This window comes from Streptomyces sp. NPDC048383 (genome assembly GCF_040651775.1).
Classification (GTDB): domain Bacteria; phylum Actinomycetota; class Actinomycetes; order Streptomycetales; family Streptomycetaceae; genus Streptomyces.
On the sequence record NZ_JBEZKS010000017.1, the window covers coordinates 23011 to 39036 of the forward strand.

General features: G+C 73.9%; 12 protein-coding genes. 5 read left to right on the top strand and 7 right to left on the bottom strand.

All coding sequences use genetic code 11. The features are described 5' to 3' along the window. Positions 1-66: 66 nt before the first annotated feature. Positions 67-1533 (top strand): DUF2079 domain-containing protein, encoded by a 1467-nt coding sequence (locus tag AB0D46_RS14525; protein ID WP_362877650.1) that lies wholly within the window; start codon positions 67-69, stop codon positions 1531-1533. Between the two features lie 99 nt (positions 1534-1632). Here AB0D46_RS14525 and AB0D46_RS14530 read toward each other — a convergent pair whose 3' ends face one another. After that, positions 1633-4209: an FtsX-like permease family protein gene (locus AB0D46_RS14530; RefSeq protein WP_362877651.1), complete on the bottom strand. Its 2577-nt coding sequence runs from the start codon at positions 4207-4209 to the stop codon at positions 1633-1635. After that, positions 4206-4994 carry an ABC transporter ATP-binding protein gene (locus AB0D46_RS14535; protein ID WP_362877652.1) on the bottom strand — a complete coding sequence of 263 codons (789 nt, stop codon included), beginning with the start codon at positions 4992-4994 and terminating at the stop codon, positions 4206-4208. Before AB0D46_RS14535 ends, AB0D46_RS14530 begins: the two co-directional genes overlap by 4 nt. A 161-nt stretch (positions 4995-5155) precedes the next feature. Here AB0D46_RS14535 and AB0D46_RS14540 point away from each other — a divergent pair, with 161 nt between their 5' ends. Then, positions 5156-6973 (top strand): MFS transporter, encoded by a 1818-nt coding sequence (locus AB0D46_RS14540; protein ID WP_362877653.1) that lies wholly within the window; start codon positions 5156-5158, stop codon positions 6971-6973. A 53-nt stretch (positions 6974-7026) separates the two neighbouring features. On the opposite strand, the gene AB0D46_RS14545 is transcribed toward AB0D46_RS14540, so the two are convergent. Continuing rightward, positions 7027-7581 carry an ABATE domain-containing protein gene (locus tag AB0D46_RS14545; RefSeq protein ID WP_362877654.1) on the bottom strand — a complete coding sequence of 185 codons (555 nt, stop codon included), beginning with the start codon at positions 7579-7581 and terminating at the stop codon, positions 7027-7029. An 81-nt stretch (positions 7582-7662) separates the two neighbouring features. On the opposite strand from AB0D46_RS14545, the gene AB0D46_RS14550 reads away from it, so the two are divergent. Next, positions 7663-8520 (top strand): alpha/beta hydrolase, encoded by an 858-nt coding sequence (locus AB0D46_RS14550; protein ID WP_362877655.1) that lies wholly within the window; start codon positions 7663-7665, stop codon positions 8518-8520. Positions 8521-8806: 286 nt separating this feature from the next. On the opposite strand, the gene AB0D46_RS14555 is transcribed toward AB0D46_RS14550, so the two are convergent. The 3 genes from AB0D46_RS14555 to AB0D46_RS14565 all read right to left on the bottom strand — a co-directional run bounded on the left by AB0D46_RS14555 (position 8807) and on the right by AB0D46_RS14565 (position 13277). After that, positions 8807-9703, bottom strand: coding sequence for a cellulose-binding protein (locus tag AB0D46_RS14555; RefSeq protein WP_362877656.1), 897 nt, complete (start codon positions 9701-9703; stop codon positions 8807-8809). A 123-nt stretch (positions 9704-9826) separates the two neighbouring features. Then, positions 9827-12277: an SUKH-4 family immunity protein gene (locus AB0D46_RS14560; RefSeq protein ID WP_362877657.1), complete on the bottom strand. Its 2451-nt coding sequence runs from the start codon at positions 12275-12277 to the stop codon at positions 9827-9829. 7 nt (positions 12278-12284) lie between these two features. Then, positions 12285-13277: an SMI1/KNR4 family protein gene (locus AB0D46_RS14565; protein WP_362877658.1), complete on the bottom strand. Its 993-nt coding sequence runs from the start codon at positions 13275-13277 to the stop codon at positions 12285-12287. Positions 13278-13507: 230 nt separating this feature from the next. Here AB0D46_RS14565 and AB0D46_RS14570 point away from each other — a divergent pair, with 230 nt between their 5' ends. Together AB0D46_RS14570 and AB0D46_RS14575 are read left to right on the top strand one after the other, a co-directional pair. Beyond that, complete coding sequence (locus AB0D46_RS14570; RefSeq protein WP_362877727.1) at positions 13508-14053, top strand: YwqJ-related putative deaminase; 546 nt, start codon at positions 13508-13510, stop codon at positions 14051-14053. 5 nt (positions 14054-14058) lie between these two features. Then, positions 14059-14589 carry an SUKH-3 domain-containing protein gene (locus AB0D46_RS14575; protein WP_362877659.1) on the top strand — a complete coding sequence of 177 codons (531 nt, stop codon included), beginning with the start codon at positions 14059-14061 and terminating at the stop codon, positions 14587-14589. 109 nt (positions 14590-14698) lie between these two features. Here the strand turns inward: AB0D46_RS14575 and AB0D46_RS14580 are convergent, their stop codons facing one another. Then, entirely contained in the window at positions 14699-15967 is a 1269-nt protein-coding gene (locus tag AB0D46_RS14580; protein WP_362877660.1) for a histidine kinase, read from the bottom strand. Positions 15968-16026 lie beyond the last annotated feature (59 nt).

The window sequence follows — 16026 nt, forward strand, 5'->3', positions numbered from 1 at the left end:
TTCCGGACACGGCCGGAACAGGGGGTCGCGGCCGAACCCGGCCGGCCGGAATGGCAACCTGAACGTATGTTCATATCCGGGAGTCCGAAGGCGGCCGGGGCGCTCCCGGCGTCCCCGGCCCCGCCACCCGTCCCGCTCGTCCCGGCGCCGCGCCGGGCCCCGCGGGAGCCGGGGGCCGCGTTCCGGACGAACCGGAACGCCTGGCTGCTGGCCGCCGCGCTGTTCCTCGCGTACGCCGTGCTCTCGGTGTCGCGCCACCGGCGCATGGAGACCCTCTCCTGGGACCTGGGCATCTTCGAGCAGGCCGTACGGGCCTACGCCTGGCTCCAGCCGCCCGTGGTGGACCTGAAGGGGCCGGGCGCCCTCGTGCTCGGCGATCACTTCAGTCCGGTCATCGCCCTGATCGCCCCCGTCTACCGGGTGTTCCCGACCCCGGTCACCCTCCTCGTCGTGCAGGCGGCGCTGTTCGCGCTGTCCGCGGTGCCCGTCACCCGGGCCGCGGCCCGGTTCCTCGGGCCGGCCCGGGGGCTCGCGCTGGGGGCCGCGTACGGGCTGTCGTGGGGGATCCAGCGGGCCGTGGAGTTCGACTTCCACGAGATCTGCTTCGCGGTGCCGCTGCTGGCCTTCGCGCTGGAGGCGCTGCTCGCCCGCCGCTGGTGGTGTGCGCTGGGCTGGGGGCTGCCGCTGCTGCTGGTCAAGGAGGACCTCGGGGTCACCCTCGCGGCCCTGGCCCTGGTGGTCGCCTGGCGGGCCCGGCGCGTCGACCGGTGGGCCGCGCGGGCCGCGCTCGCAGCGGCCGTCGTCGGGGTGGTGGCCGCCGCCCTGGTGTTCACCGTGGTGATCCCCGCCTTCGCCACCGACGGCTACGCCTACTGGGACAAGCTCGACGGCGCGGGCCCCGGCCCCCTCGACGGGCTCGGCACCAAGCTGTCCACGCTCGCCTGGGTCCTGGTCCCCACGACCGGGCTGCTCGCGCTGCGCTCCCCGCTGCTGCTGGTCGCCGCGCCGACGCTGGGCTGGCGGTTCCTGTCCGGCGACGAGCACTACTGGTCCACCGACTGGCACTACAGCGCGGTCCTGATGCCGGTCGTCGCCCTCGCCCTGGTCGACGCCCTCGACACCTCCCGGCGCTCCCCCCGGCCGTGGCTGCGCGCGTACTGCCTCCAGCTGCCCGCCGGCCTGCTGGCGGCCGGGCTCGCGCTGAGCGCGACGACCCTGCCCCTGTCGCGGCTCGGGGAGGCGGTCACGTACGAGCGGCCCGCGCGGGTCGGGGCGGTCGAGCGGCTCCTGGCCCGGATCCCGGACGGCGCGAGCGTGGAGAGCGACATCGGGCCGATCACCCGGCTGACCTCGCGCTGCCGGGTGTTCTGGATCGGCGACACGGGGGGCGTCCTGCCGGACTACCTCGCCTACGACAACGCCTCCGGCTGGGCGGGCGAGGACCCGATCGGCTACGCCCGGCAGCTGCACCCGGAGGCCCGCTTCACCCTGGTCGGCACCGCCCGGGGCCTCGTCGTCCTGCGCCGCGTCTGAGCGTCGCGCACCCCGCCGGCGGCGCCGCGCACGACGCCGCCCCGGGCCGCCCCCACGGGCTGCCCGGGGCGGTGTCCCCCCGTACGACCGCCCGGCGAGCTACTCGCCGGCGATCGCGTTCAGTACGTTCATCCGCCCCGCCCGGAAGGCCGGTACCAGTGCGGCGAACAGGCCCACCAGGGCCGAGGCGGCGAACACCCCGAGGATGGTCGGCCACGGGATCTCCAGGACCTTCAGGCCCTCCAGCGCCAGCAGCTGCTGGGCGGCGGCGCCCCAGCCCATGCCCAGCCCGAGGCCCAGCAGGGCGCCGAAGAGGGCGATGACCACCGACTCCAGGCGGATCATGCGGCGCAGCTGGCGGCGGGAGAGGCCGATGGCGCGCATCAGGCCGATCTCGCGGGTCCGCTCGACGACCGAGAGGGCCAGCGTGTTCACGACGCCGAGGACGGCGACGACGATGGCGAGTCCGAGGAGCCCGTAGACCATGTTCAGCAGCTGGCCGACCTGGTCCTTCAGCGCCTGCTTGTAGTCGGCCTGGTTGCGCACGGTGTACTGCGGGTACTCCGCGAGGGCCTTCTTGACCTCGGCGTACGCGGTGGTGGCCTGGCCGTCCTTGGCGGTGGCCAGCAGCATGAACGGGCGCGGCATCCGGTCGGCCGGGACGGAGGCCTCGGCCAGCGCGGTGCTGATGTACGTCATGCCCTTGTCGAGGTTGCCCTCGTCGCTGGTGATGGCCGCGACCTTGAGCTTGACCGTCCGGCCGCCGACGAAGGCGACCGTCAGCTCGTCACCGAGCTTGACGCGGTGCGCCTCGGCGTAGATCGATCCGACGCCGATCGCGTCCTTGCCGTACGCCGCCGCGTGCTCGCCGGCCACCATCTTGCGCCGGATGTCCTGGGCGTAGGTGGGGTCGGTGGCGCCGAGGCCCACCTCCTCGGTGCTGCCGTCCGGGGCGGTGATCTTCGCCGGGAGTTCCCGGTAGGCGGTGACGTGGTCCAGGCGCGGATTGGCCCGCATGGCCTGCTCGGCCTGCGGCATGACCGGTTGTCCGGTCTCGGAGGCGACGATGTAGTCCGCGCCGACCGACTTGTCGAGTTCGTCGGTGGCCGAGGCCACCATCGAGGAGCCGACGACGGAGAGGCAGGCGACCAGCGCCAGCCCGATCATCAGGGCGGCGGCGGTGGCGCCGGTGCGGCGCGGGTTGCGCAGGGCGTTGCGTTCGGCGAGCCGGCCGACGGAGCCGAAGGGCCGCAGGACCGCTCCGGACAGCACCCGCACCACGCCGGCCGCGAGCAGCGGGCCGATCACGATGAAGCCGATGAGCGTGAACACCACGCCGAGGCCGAGCCACATCGAGCCGGCCGAGGCCTTCTCGGCGGCCGTCGCGAGGAACAGGCCCGCGCCGCCGATGCCGGTCAGCAGGAGACCGAGGACCGCCCGTACGACGCCGGCCTTGCGGTCACCGGGGGTTCCGGCATCGCGCAGGGCGGCCATCGGGGAGACCTTCCCGGCCCGCCGGCCGGGTACGTACGCGGCGACGACGGTGACGACGACGCCGAGCAGGATGCCGAGGACCGGGGTGGTCCAGGCGATGGTCAGGTCGTCGGTGGACAGTTCCATGCCCATCTGGCCCATGAGCTTCATGAGGCCGACGGCCAGGCCGACGCCCGCGGCGACACCGAGCAGGGAGCCGACGATGCCGAGCAGGAAGGCTTCGACCAGGACGGACCGGTTGATCTGCCCGCGGTCGGCGCCGATGGCCCGCATCAGGCCGATCTCCCGGGTGCGCTGGGCGACCAGCATGGAGAAGGTGTTGAAGATCAGGAAGATGCCGACGAGGAAGGCGATCCCGGCGAAGCCGAGCATCACGTACTTCATGACGTCGAGGAAGGAGCCGACGTCCTTGCGGTTGGCGTCCGCGGCTTCCTTGGCGGTCTGGAGCCGGTAGGCGTCCGCGCCGAGGACCCCGGCGACGTTCCGCTTGAGCTGCTCGTCACTCACCCCGTCCTTGGAGGTGATGTTGACGTGCGTGAACGCGCCCGGGGCGCCCAGCAGTTGTCGCTGGGCGGTGGCGGTGTCGAAGTAGACGATCGTGGCGCCCGGGTTGGTGACGGTGAAGGCGGCGATGCCGCTGAGCCGGGCGCGGGTGTCGCCGGTGACGGCGATGGTGCGCAGTTCGTCGCCGAGCGCGAGGTGGTGCTTCTTCGCGGTGTCGCTGTCGATCATCATCTCGGTGGGGCCGCGCGGGGCGTGACCGGAGGTGATCTTCATGGACTTGAGCTCGTTGTCGCTCCAGTTGCCCGCGATGGTCGGGGCGCCGGTGGTCGAACCCAGGTTCTCGTTCTTGGCGTTGACCACGGTGACGGCCATGGACAGCACGCCGCCCTGCGCGGAGCGGACGCCCTCGGCCCGGCCCGCCTTGTCGACGACCGAGGCCTCCAGGGTGCGGGGCTTACCGGTGGCCGGGGCCTCCTCGCCGCCGGCGGCCTCCTTGGGGGAGACCGTGACGTTGGAGTTGGTGACGGCGAAGAGCTTGTCGAAGGTGGTGTTCATCGTGTCGGTGAACACCAGCGTGCCGCACACGAAGGCGACGGACAGCAGTACGGCGATGGCGGACAGCGCCATCCGGCCCTTGTGCGCGACGAAGTTGCGCCGCGCGGTCTTCATGACGGTCACGAGGTCCGCCCGCGCGCGTCGAAGTCCTTCATGCGGTCCAGGACCTGGTCCGCGGTGGGCCCGAACATCTCGTCGACGATCCGGCCGTCGGCGAGGAAGATGACGCGGTCCGCGTAGGAGGCGGCGACCGGGTCGTGGGTGACCATGACGATGGTCTGGCCAAGCTCGTCCACCGACTGGCGCAGGAAGCCCAGGACTTCGGCGCCGGCGCGGGAGTCGAGGTTTCCGGTCGGCTCGTCGCCGAAGATGATCGACGGACGGGCCGCGAGGGCGCGGGCCACGGCCACGCGCTGCTGCTGGCCGCCGGAGAGTTCGGTCGGGCGGTGCTTGAGGCGGCCCGCGAGACCGACGGTGTCCACGACCCGGTTCAGCCACTGCGGGTCCGGCTTGCGGCCCGCGATGTCCATGGGGAGCGTGATGTTCTCCAGGGCGTTGAGCGTGGGCAGCAGGTTGAAGGCCTGGAAGATGAAGCCGATCCGGTCGCGGCGCAGCTGGGTGAGCTTCTTGTCCTTGAGGCCGGTGATCTCGGTCTCGTCGAGGAAGATCTGTCCGCTGGTCACGGTGTCGAGGCCGGCGAGGCAGTGCATGAGCGTGGACTTGCCGGAGCCGGAGGGCCCCATGATCGCGGTGAACTGGCCCGCGTGGATGTCCACGTCGACCGTGTCGAGGGCGACGACGCGGGTCTCGCCGGATCCGTAGGCCTTGACGACCTGGCGTGCCCGGGCCGCGACGGCGCCGTGCCCTCCGGTACTCCCGTGCCTGGTTTCGGTCATCGCGGTTGTCACGGTGTTCTCCCCTGTTCGCTGCGCGCCCGGTGCGCGCCGGCGCGTGCGTGCGTCGCCGTCGTGAAGTCTGTGGTGCGGGGGGTGTCCGGCGCGCTGGTGCCCATCGCCGTATCCACCGGGGGGTTAACCCCACCTCCCCGTGAAGGCCGGTCCCCGCTCGTATGCATCAGTTAAGGACGCCGCGGGACGTTCGTCCTCATCCGGCGGAACGAGCGATCCCTGGCCCGTCGGGGGGAGCGACCCCTAGGGGATCCGGGCCCCCCGGACCGTCCGGGGTGAGGGATACCGCCGGACACACCCCTGGTGAGAAGGTGTTCTCCGCGTCCGGGTGCCGGGGGCACAGAGGGGGAGGCAGCACGGTGGCGGCGCAGCGGAAGCAGGGGGAGGACCCCGGCCGGGACGGGGCGGACCTCCCCGGGGGAAACGTTTCCGCCGACCGGGCGGAGCGTCGCGAGGACGCCGCGGCCGGACGTACGGCCGGGCGCCGCGACGGGCGTCCCCCGACCCGCGTCGTCATCTCGCTGATGCTGAGCATGGCCCTGGTCGCCCTCGACACCACGATCGTCGCCACCGCCGTCCCCCAGATCGTCGGCGACCTCGGCGGGTTCTCCGTCTTCTCCTGGCTCTTCTCCGGTTACCTCCTCGCCGTCACCGTCACTCTCCCCGTGTACGGGAAGCTGAGCGACACCTTCGGCCGCAAGCCCGTCCTCCTCTTCGGCACCGCCCTGTTCCTCGTCGGGTCCGTCCTGTGCGCGTCCGCCTGGAACATGGCCGCGCTCATCGCCTTCCGGATCGTCCAGGGGCTGGGCGGCGGCGCGCTCCAGAGCACCGTGCAGACCCTGGCCGCCGACCTGTACCCGCTGAAGGAACGGCCGCGGATCCAGGCCCGGATGACCACGGTCTGGGCCTCGTCCTCGCTGCTGGGGCCCGCGCTCGGCGGGCTGCTCGCCGCGTACGCGGGCTGGCGCTGGACCTTCCTCATCAACGTCCCGCTCGCCGGCCTCGCGCTGTGGCTCACCGCCCGGCACCTCGTCGAACCCGTACGTTCCCGCGGCCCCCGGGGTCCGGTCGACTGGGCGGGCGCCCTCGGCGTCTTCGCCTGCGGCGGGGTGCTGCTCTTCGCGCTGGTGCAGGGCGGCGTCGCCTGGCCCTGGCTGTCCGCGCCCTCGCTGGCCCTGTTCGCGGCCGCCGGCGCGCTGGCCGCGGTGGTGGTCCGGGTGGAACGCCGGGCGCCGGAGCCGATCCTGCCCGGCTGGGTGTGGCGCCGGCGCACCATCGCCGCCGTGAACCTGGCCCTGGGCGCGCTGGGCGTGCTGATGGTGGCCCCGCTGGTGTTCATGCCGACGTACGCGCAGACCGTACTGGCCCTCGGCCCGGTCGGCGCCGGGTTCGTGATGGCCCTGATGACCCTGAGCTGGCCCATCTCGGCCGCCTTCTGCCAGCACGTCTACCGGCGCATCGGCTTCCGCGACACCGCCGTCCTCGGCATCGGGGCGGCCGCGGTGATCCTCTTCGCGTTCACCCTGCTCCCGCACCCCGCGCGGGCCTGGCAGCCCGCGCTGATCATGCTGCTGCTGGGCTTCGCCCTCGGCCTCTTCCAACTGCCGCTGATGATCGGGGTGCAGTCCACGGTGGGCTGGGCGGAGCGGGGCACCACCACGGCCTCGGTACTGTTCTGCCGCACCGTCGGTCAGAGCGTGGGCGCCGCGCTGCTGGGCGCCGTGGCCAACGCGACGATCGCCGCCCGGCTCGCGGACTCCCCGCTACCCGGCCTGCCGCAGCGGCTGGACGACGTCTCGAAGGCGCTGGCCGCCCCGGACTCCCTCCCCGCGGCCACCGCCGCCCACCTGCGCTCGGCGGTCGCCGCCGCCGTCGACCACATCTTCCTCGGCGCGACGGCCGCCGCCGTCGCCGCGCTCCTGGTCCTCCTGCTGCTGGCCCCCCGCGAGTTCCCGGTCCTGAAGGACGACCAGGACTGACTGACGGGAGCGACGCCGCACGAGCGGTACCGCTCAGCGGCCGACGGAGCCCGCTACGGGGTCTCCTTCCTCCTGGCGTAGTGCCGGGCCACCCGGGCCCGGTTGCCGCAGGCCGAGGCCACGCACCAGCGCCGCCGCGGGTGCGCCGGCAGGAACAGCAACGAGCAGTCGTGCGCCTCGCACTCCCGGACCTCCGCCACCCGCGGCCCGGCCAGCAGTTCCACCACCGCCTCGGCGAGTTCGGCCGCGAGCCTCCGCGCCGGATCCGCGTCCCGAACCGTGCGCGCCAGGACCCCGTCCCCCTCGACCCACGCCACCTCCCGGTGCGCCGGGGCCGCCGCCAGGGCGGCGTTGAGCGCGCGCAGCGCCCCGTCCGGTGGCCGCTCACCGCGCCGGACGGCCGCCAGCGCCGGGCCGGCCGCCTCCCGTACCGCCACCACGGCCGCGACCTCGGCGTCCCCGACCTCCCCCACGGGCCCCAGCCGCCCCGCCTCCTCCGCCCACCAGGCGGCGAGCCCCGCGGGATCGGCGATCAGATCCCCGACGGTGGGCCGGGTGTTCAACAGGTCCAGGGCGAGGTGCTCGCCCGTGAGCGGGAAGACGGTCATACGCCTAATGATACCCAACCCCCTTGACCCATTAGCAATCCTGAGCAAAGCTAATGCCAACACAACAACCGGAGGCGTTAGATGTCTGTCATGCACCGCACCGTGGACGTGAACGGCGTGAGCGTCGCCTACCGCGAGAGCGGCCCCGCCGACGCCCCGGTCCTGCTCCTCCTGCACGGCTTCCCCACCTCCTCCCACCAGTTCGCCCGCCTGATGGACGCCCTCGACGGCGCACCGCACCGGCTGATCGCCCCCGACTACCCGGGCTTCGGCCGGACCCGGACCCCCGAGGACTTCACGTACACCTTCGACCGCCTCGCGGACGTGGTGGAGGGCTTCACCGAGGCCCTGGGCCTGGACCGCTACGCCCTCTACGCCTTCGACTTCGGCGCCCCCGTCGGCCTGCGGCTCGCCACCCGCCACCCGGACCGCGTGACCGGCCTGATCGTCCAGAACGGCAACGCCTACGAGGAGGGCCTCTCGGACGCGGCCCGCGCGTTCGCCGGCCTGCGCCGCGACGTCCCCGGCGACGAGGACCGGGTCCGGGGCCTGTTCACCGAGGAGGGCACCCGCTTCCAGTACGAGACGGGCGTCGCCGACCCCGCCCGGATCTCCCCCGACAGCTGGACGCTCGACCTCCACTACCTCGGCCTCCCGGGCCGCGCCGACGCCCAGGCCGACCTCGCCTTCGACTACGCGTCGAACTTCGCGCACTACCCGGCCTGGCAGTCCTGGCTCCGCACCACCCGCCCGCCCCTGCTGATCCTCTGGGGCACGGGCGACCCCTTCTTCACCCCGGCCGGCGCCAAGGCCTACCTCCAGGACACCCCCGAAGCCGCCCTCCACCTCTTCGAAGGAGCCGGCCACTTCGCCCTGGAAACCCACCTCGAGCAAATAACCCCCCTGATCAGCACCTTCCTCACCACCCTCACCCCCTGACCCCCACCCCCGCGCCCACGCCCACACCCACACACCCCCCACCCCCAAACGAAGGCGGGTCGGGGACGGGGACGGGGTGGGGTGTCGTCAGGGACTAAAACGTGATTTGTTGGCGCACAACACCCCTCACCCACGCAGCCCCGGACAGGGCGCCATAAATCATGCCCGTCCCGGACGACACCCCACCCCGTCCCCGTCCCCGACCCACCCGCAGCCCCCGCCGCACCCCCGCCAACGCCAACGCCCCCGCCCCCACCCCCAAACCCAACGCCCGGCCAGGGCAAGGTCACCCCTCCGCCGGCGCCCGCCCCGTAAGCGCCGCCAAGCTGGAGCGGACGTGGTTCATGTGCGCCCGCATCTCCTCCTGCGCCTCCCCGTGCTCCCGCAGGATCCGGTCCGTCTCCCGCCCGACCCGTTCCTCCCGCACCCGCGCCTCCGCCAGCAACTCCGCCGCCCGCGCCTCCGCGTCCTCCTGCCCGTGCCGCGCGGACTCCTCCGCCTCCGCGAACCCCCGCCGCGCCTCGTCGAGCCGCGCCTGCGCGTACCGCTCCTGCTCCGCGCCCCGCGCCTCCAGCTCCGCCAGCCGCCCGGCCAGCTCCCGCTCCGCCGCGTCCCGGCGTTCCGCCTGCTCCTGCTCGCGCTCCGCGAGCAACGCCTCCGACCGCCGCCGCATCTCCACCAGCCCGGCCTGGGCCTCGGCCCGCCACGCCGCCGCGTCGTCCCGCGCCTCGGCCCGCGCCTCGTCGGCCTCCCGCTGGGCCCGCAGCAATCCCTGCCGCGCCCGGACCTCGGTCTGCTCGCGCACCGCCTCCCCGTCGTGGCGCGCCAGCTCCGCCACCCGGTCGGCGTGCGCCTCCGCCGCGCCCAGCGCCTCGCCAGCGTCGGTACGGGCGTCCCGGCGCAGGACGTCCGCCTCCTCCTGCGCGAGCAGCAGGATCCGCCGGGCGCGCTCGCTCAACTCGTCGTACGTCTGGGGGGCCAGCGCGGTCACGGCCTCGCGCAGCCGCTCCGCCTCGGCCTCCATCTGCTTTTCGAGGACGGTCAGCCGCGCCACCCGTTCCCAGGCCTCGTCACGGCTGCCGGACAGCCGCGCGAGGTACCGGTCGACGTCTTCGATCCGGTACCCGCGGCCGCGTACGGTCGCCAAACCCTGAGGTCCGTGAGGTGACATGGGTGCACTCATCCTGGAAGCGCCTCTCTCGCGGGGATTCCCGTCAAGGATGCGTCATTTGCTCGCAGAAGCCGGAATGGCCGGGCCGGTACCCCGTTCGAGGGTCCCGGCCCGGCCACTGATCCGATCATCCGCTCAGAGCAACCCGTCCCACATCTGCTCCAGCAGCACCGACCACCAGTTCTCCGGCGAAGCCAACGCCGCGCTGTCGAGTCCCGCGAGATTCCCCTGGAAATCGACGGTCCAGCGGCCCGCCTGCTCCGGCGTCAGATGCTGACGCAGGCGCCACATGTGACCGAGCATGGCCAACGACCGGGCGAACTGCGGCAGGCTGGAGTTCACGAACTGCGGCGGCACGGGCGCCCCGCCCGGACCGGCCTCCACCGGGACCGCCACTATGTGCGCGGTCCCGTACTGCACGCAGAGCGCCTTGCCGAAGTCGCTGCCGACGACGAGGTACGAGCCCGCGTCCGACGCCGGCTGCACCTGCCGCTGCGCCGCCAGCTCGGCCAGCGTCGGCACCGGCTGCCCGGGGACGGCCTGCGCCCAGAAGAACGGCCCGAAATCGACGGGCAGACCGGCCCACATCAGGGTCTGCGCCACGATGTCCGGCACGCCCTGCCGGGACACCGCCCGCTGGTCGAAGCGGAACACGCCCTGCGGCCCGAACGCGCCCGCCAGTTCCTGCCCGATGACCTCCATCGGGACGGCCGGCTGGAGCGGCACCTGCGGCAGCGGCGCCCGTACCGGCGCGGGGCGCGCCGGACCGTCCGCGACCTGGTGCAGCTCACCCTGATGGGTGAGCAGGTGCTGCACGCCCTGCTGACGGCCCGCGTGGTCCGTTCCGTACGGGGCCACGCTGGTGATCCGCACCTGCGGCCAGGTCTCCCGGATCATCCGGGCGCAGTAGCCGCCCGGCAGCTCGCAGGAGGCCAGCTCCGTGTGGAGTTCCAGCACCTGCTGCGGCGGCACGTTCATCGCGCGGAGCTCGTACAGGATCTGCCACTCGGGGTGCGGGGTGCCGGGCGCCGAGCGACGGATGAGCTGCTGCTCGGAGCCGTCGGGTGCGCGGTAGCGCAGTACGGCCTGGTACCCGGGCCCGACGGTGGGCACCCCGGTCGGCGCCGGCGGCCGGCCCGCGACACCGGGCGGCGGCCCGGGCGGACCGGGCGGCTGCGGCACCCCGGGACCGGCCAGCATCGTCGCGGCGTGGTCGAGCCCGCCACCGGGCGCACCCGGAGCACCCGGCGGACCGGGCGGCTGCGGCACCCCGGGACCGGCCAGCATCGTCGCCGCGTGAGGGGCGCCGCCCCCGGGCGGACCGGGAGGACCGGGCGGCGTCGGCTGCTGCCCGCCACCGGGAGCACCGGGCGGACCGGGCGGCTGCGGCGGACGGCCCACAGCCGGACCCGCCAACATCGTCGCGGCATGGTCGAGCCCGCGCCCGACCGAGCCACCAGGCACACCGGGAGGACCGGGAGGACCGGGAGGCGCGGGCTGCTGCCCGCCACCGGGAGCACCGGGCGGACCGGGCGGCTGCGGCGGACGGCCCACGGCCGGACCCGCCAACATCGTCGCGGCATGGTCGAGCCCGCGCCCGACCGAGCCACCGGGCACACCGGGGGCGCTGGGCGGACCGGGCGGCTGCGGGGGCCCACCGGCCGCACCCGCACCACCGGCGGAGCCACCCGCGGAGCCACCCGCAGGAGCACCCGGCCGGGACACCTGCGCCTTGCTGGTCGGCGCGTCGGCGATGTCCGCCGCCTCCGGGCGCAGCCCCACCGCGGGGACCACGGCCGTCCGCGGCAGTTGGCTGCCACCGGCCATCAGCGTGGTCTTCGCCTCCGGTGCCACACCGGAGGACGAGGGCCCTTCCTCCTGGTCCGATCCGGACAGCGGCGGCGCGAACACCGTCGCGGGCAGGGGTACGGAGGCCTCGTCCGCACCGGAGTTCACATCGGTCCCGGCCCACGGCGTGGACCCGGCCGGCACCCCGTCGTTCGCGGTCGGCTCGTACGGAACCTCGCCCCCGCGCCGCAGCGGCACCGGCTCCCCGACCCCGCCCGGGGCCGGAGCGGCCTCCGCGACGGGAACCGGAACCGGAGCCGGATCCATCGAAACAGCGGAGGCCGGCAACGGAGCGGAAGAAGACGACGACGACATCGCAGAGGGCGAAGACGACGACGAGGACGACGACGGATCCCGCGGAATCCCCGCCCGGTCCGCCGCCTCCTGGAGCCACTCCGGCGGACTCAGCATGAACGAGGTCATCTCGGAGTCGATCCGCGGCTGCGGCACCGAGGGTTCGGCCGGGGCTGCGGCGGCCCCGGCTCCGTACTCCTCCTCGTAGCGCCGGATGACCTCGCCGACCGGCAGCCCCGGCCACAGCGTCACCTCGCCGCTGTCCCGCGCGATCACCAGCCGCTGCCGGCCGCCGCCGGACACCGGACCGGTAGGCCGGTCCTCGGCCCACACGACGAACCCGAGTCCGAACTCCCGTACGCGCACCTCCCGGTGCTGGTACGCGGGAACGTCCCCGTTGATCCATTCCTCGGCGCGCTCCTGCGCCTGCGCGAACGTCACCACAGCCCGATCAACCTCCCATGCCCGGCGCGGACACCGGAACCGAACGTGCGAATCCGCCGTCCACCATCAGACCGGCCACCGTCTCCAGCTCCGGCGGGTTTCCCGCCAGGCGCTCCAGGAAGGCATCGAAATCGGCACCGCACGGCAGCAGCAGCTGATCCACCCGTTCCTGCACCGACCAGCCGTCCCGGTCGCGCGCGTCGTCGAACGGGGAGAACCAGACGGAACCGATCCCCTGGCCCTTCACCTTCACCGCGATCAACCCGCCCTGTACGAAGGCCACGCTCAGGTAGTCCTTCGTCAGGTGGTCGCGCAGGCACTTGTTGACGTAGACGAGGTCGTTGACCGCCGCCTCCTCGCGCACCGTGAAGAACGGCTGGTCGACCAGCAGGCCCAGCTCCACGAACAGGCCGGCGCCCACGGGGGCGCAACCGCCCGCCGCCTTCAGGAAGGACCGGTACGCCTCGGGCAGCCGGTAGCCGAGGTCCTCCTCGACGCCCTGCACCTGCTGCTCGGACACCGACACCAGCGTCTTGGGCAGCTCCAGGTGCGCCGGGCGCACTTCCTGGAGCGGGCGGGTACCGCGCTTGTCGTGGTCGACCGGGGCCGTCGCGAGGCCGGCGTGGTGCCGCAGCAGCGCCTTGACCTCGACGGGGACCAGCTCCATCCGGCGGGTCCCGGCGACGTGGTGCCAGGTCCAGCCGTGCGGGGTCGCCACGGGTCCGACGGTGTCCCACAGTTCGTGGCCCGCCACCCGCATCGCCGCGTTCGCGGAGACGCAGTCCGTCAGGCGCAGCTCGTCGACGCCGAAGCCCTCGGGCGGCTCGGCGATCTCCACCGCGGCCCGCGCGTAGCGCGAGAAATCGGGATGACCGTCCCCGTCCATCCGCACTCCGTGGGGATGGCGGGCGGCCCGGACCGGGTCCGGGAAGTGCACGACCTGCCCCGAGTAAGCGGCGTTGGGTGGCGCGGCCTGCTGCCCGAGCCGACCTGTCGTCATGGCGGTAGCCCCCTGCTGGATCTGGCTGGTTCGCCACAGCCTAAGCGTTCGGGCAAGAGCGACACCCGTCCCTACCCAGTGCGCACGCGCACCAGGCAGGAACATCCGAATTGATACGAATATTCGACCCCGCTTCCACACTGCAGGTGACATTTGACAGGCTGTCCCCGCAGCACGGGGGCGTGCGCGACAGCGGCCACCACCGCCGCCACGGGAGGGAAGGCGCGACCATGCAGACCGCGACACCAGGAAACACGGCAACCCGCACCGACCGGGCGGAACCCACGGACACCGGCGCCGGCGGTGATCCCCGGCTGCGCTGGAGCAGCGCAGCCGGCGCCTCCGCGCCCGTCCTGCGCTTCCGCCGCGACGGGATCCTGCCGACCGTCGCCGCCGCGCTCTCCGTACGCGGCGAGACGCTCACCGGCACCGCGGGCAAGGCCGACCAGCCACCCGTACTGCACCCGCTCGTCCAGGACTTCCTCGACACCCTCACCAGCGGCCAGCGCGAACGCTTCACCGGCCGCTGTCCGGAGGCGATCCTGCTCTCCCGCCACCTCGCCGCCGTGGAAGGTGCCCGCAGCCGGCGCGCGTCCCGCAAGCCGCTGACCGCCGGTGAGGCCCGCCGCTCCCTCAAGCACTCTCGGATCACCGCCCGCCGCATCCGTGAGGACGGCGACCCGCTCCACGGCAGCTACGCACCGCCCTGCCGCTCCTGCGACGCGCTCCTCAACCACTTCGGCGTACGCCCCGTCGACCTCACCCACCCCGAGTAGCCACCATGACCACCGCCTCGGCCTCCGCGGCCTCCTCCGCCTCCTACGACCGCTCCTCGGCCACCCGCTTCCCGGGCGTCGTGGACTCCGCGCTGCGCACCGCCGGCTGGGAGCCCGGCCGCTGGGACATCAAGCAGGCCGAGTACTGGGCGGACGCGCTGCGCGACCACACCACCCCGGCCGGACACCGCCACACCGTCTTCCCGGCGGCCGTCGAAGCCTGGGCCGAGTTCGGCGGGCTCGTCGTGTCCGCACCCGGACCGGGCCGCCAGATAGCCCCGACCCCGATCCGCCTCGACCCGCTCACGGGCCTGCACCTGGCCCGCACCTTCGCCGACCTCGGCCGCGCCCTGTCCACCCAGCTCTGCCCGCTCGGCGTGGACTACGACGGCTCGGCCCACCTGGCGATCGACCGCGAGGGTCGCGTCTACGGCATCGACCACACCGGCGACTGGTACCTGGGCGGCGGCCTCGACGAGGCCCTGACCCTGCTCCTGACCGGCCTGCAACCGACCCGCCTCAGCACGGAACCCTGAGGCCGCGCCGCCCCCGCCCACAACGCACGCGGGCGGGGACCCCGGCACCCCCGGACCCCCCCGCCCGCACGCCGTCGCACGGCGGCGGCCCGCGCCGCCGTGCGCCGTCCTACGCCGCCCGCTCGCGCGGCAGCACCGCCGAGACCCGGAAGCCGCCCGCGTCCGTCGGCCCCGACACGAAGACCCCGCCGAGGCCGACGACCCGCTCCCGCATCCCGACCAGCCCGTTGCCCCCGCTGGGCAGCCCGGGCCGGGTCACGTCGGCCGCGCAGGGACCGTTCTCCACCTGCATGGCCACCTCCCCGTCGCGGTGGGCCAGCCGTACGACGACCCGCGCCCCCGGCGCGTGCTTGTGGCAGTTGGTCAGCGCCTCCTGCACCACCCGGTACGCCGTCTGCTCCACCTCCGCCGGGTACGGGTCCTCCCGCCCCTCCCCCTGCACCAGCAGCTCGACGACCATCCCGGCCGCCCGGGACTGCCCGATCAGCGCCTCCAGCTCCTCCAAGGAGGGCCCCTCCTCGAAGCCCCCCACCGGCGGGCACGCCACCGGGGCCGGCGCCACCGGCTTCGCCGCGCCGGTCCGCAGCACCCCGAGCATCTCCCGAAGCTCCGTAAGGGCCTGCCGGCCCATGTCCCCGACCAGCGCGGCGTTGCGCACCGCCTTCTCCGGGTCCTTCAGCGCGACGGCCTGGAGCGCCGCCGCGTGCACCACCATCAGCGACACCCGGTGCGCCACGACGTCGTGCATCTCGCGCGCGATCCGGGTCCGTTCCTCCGTACGGGCCCATTCGGCCCGCTCCTCCGCCCGGTCCGCCAACAGCGACAGCTCCCGCTCGAGCGAATCCGCGCGCTCGTGGAGGCTCTCCATCAACCGGCGCCGGGCCCCCACGTACAGCCCGAGGAGCACGGGCGGCACGGTCAGCGCCACCGCCATGAACGCGGACAGCACGAACACGAGCGTGCCGTCCGCCTCGATGTCGCCCCGGGTGCGCACGTACGTCACGACGAACGTCCCGGCGAGCGCCATCGGGCCCAGCGTCCCCACGATCCGTCGGGGCACCTCGGAGGCGGCCAGCGTGTAGAGCCCGACCACCCCCAGCAGGAAGCCCATCATCGCCGGGGTCACGGCGATGCCGACGAGGGCCACCGCGATGGGCCAGCGGCGGCGCAGCACCAGCGTGGACCCCACCACGAGCCCGAACAGCACCCCGACGACCACGGGTACGCCCGCCTCGCGAGCGGTCGGCACCCCTTCCAGGGCGCACTCGACGGCGGACACCACCCCCAACCCCACGTCCAGGACGGCCCCCCGCCGCCGCTCCCACCACCAGGGCCCGTCCCGCCCGACCCCGCCCCGCTCTTCCCCCGTACCGGTCATGCCGACCAGCGTACGCAGGGGCCTCAGCACACCCGCCGGCGAATTTCCCATAAACCCCC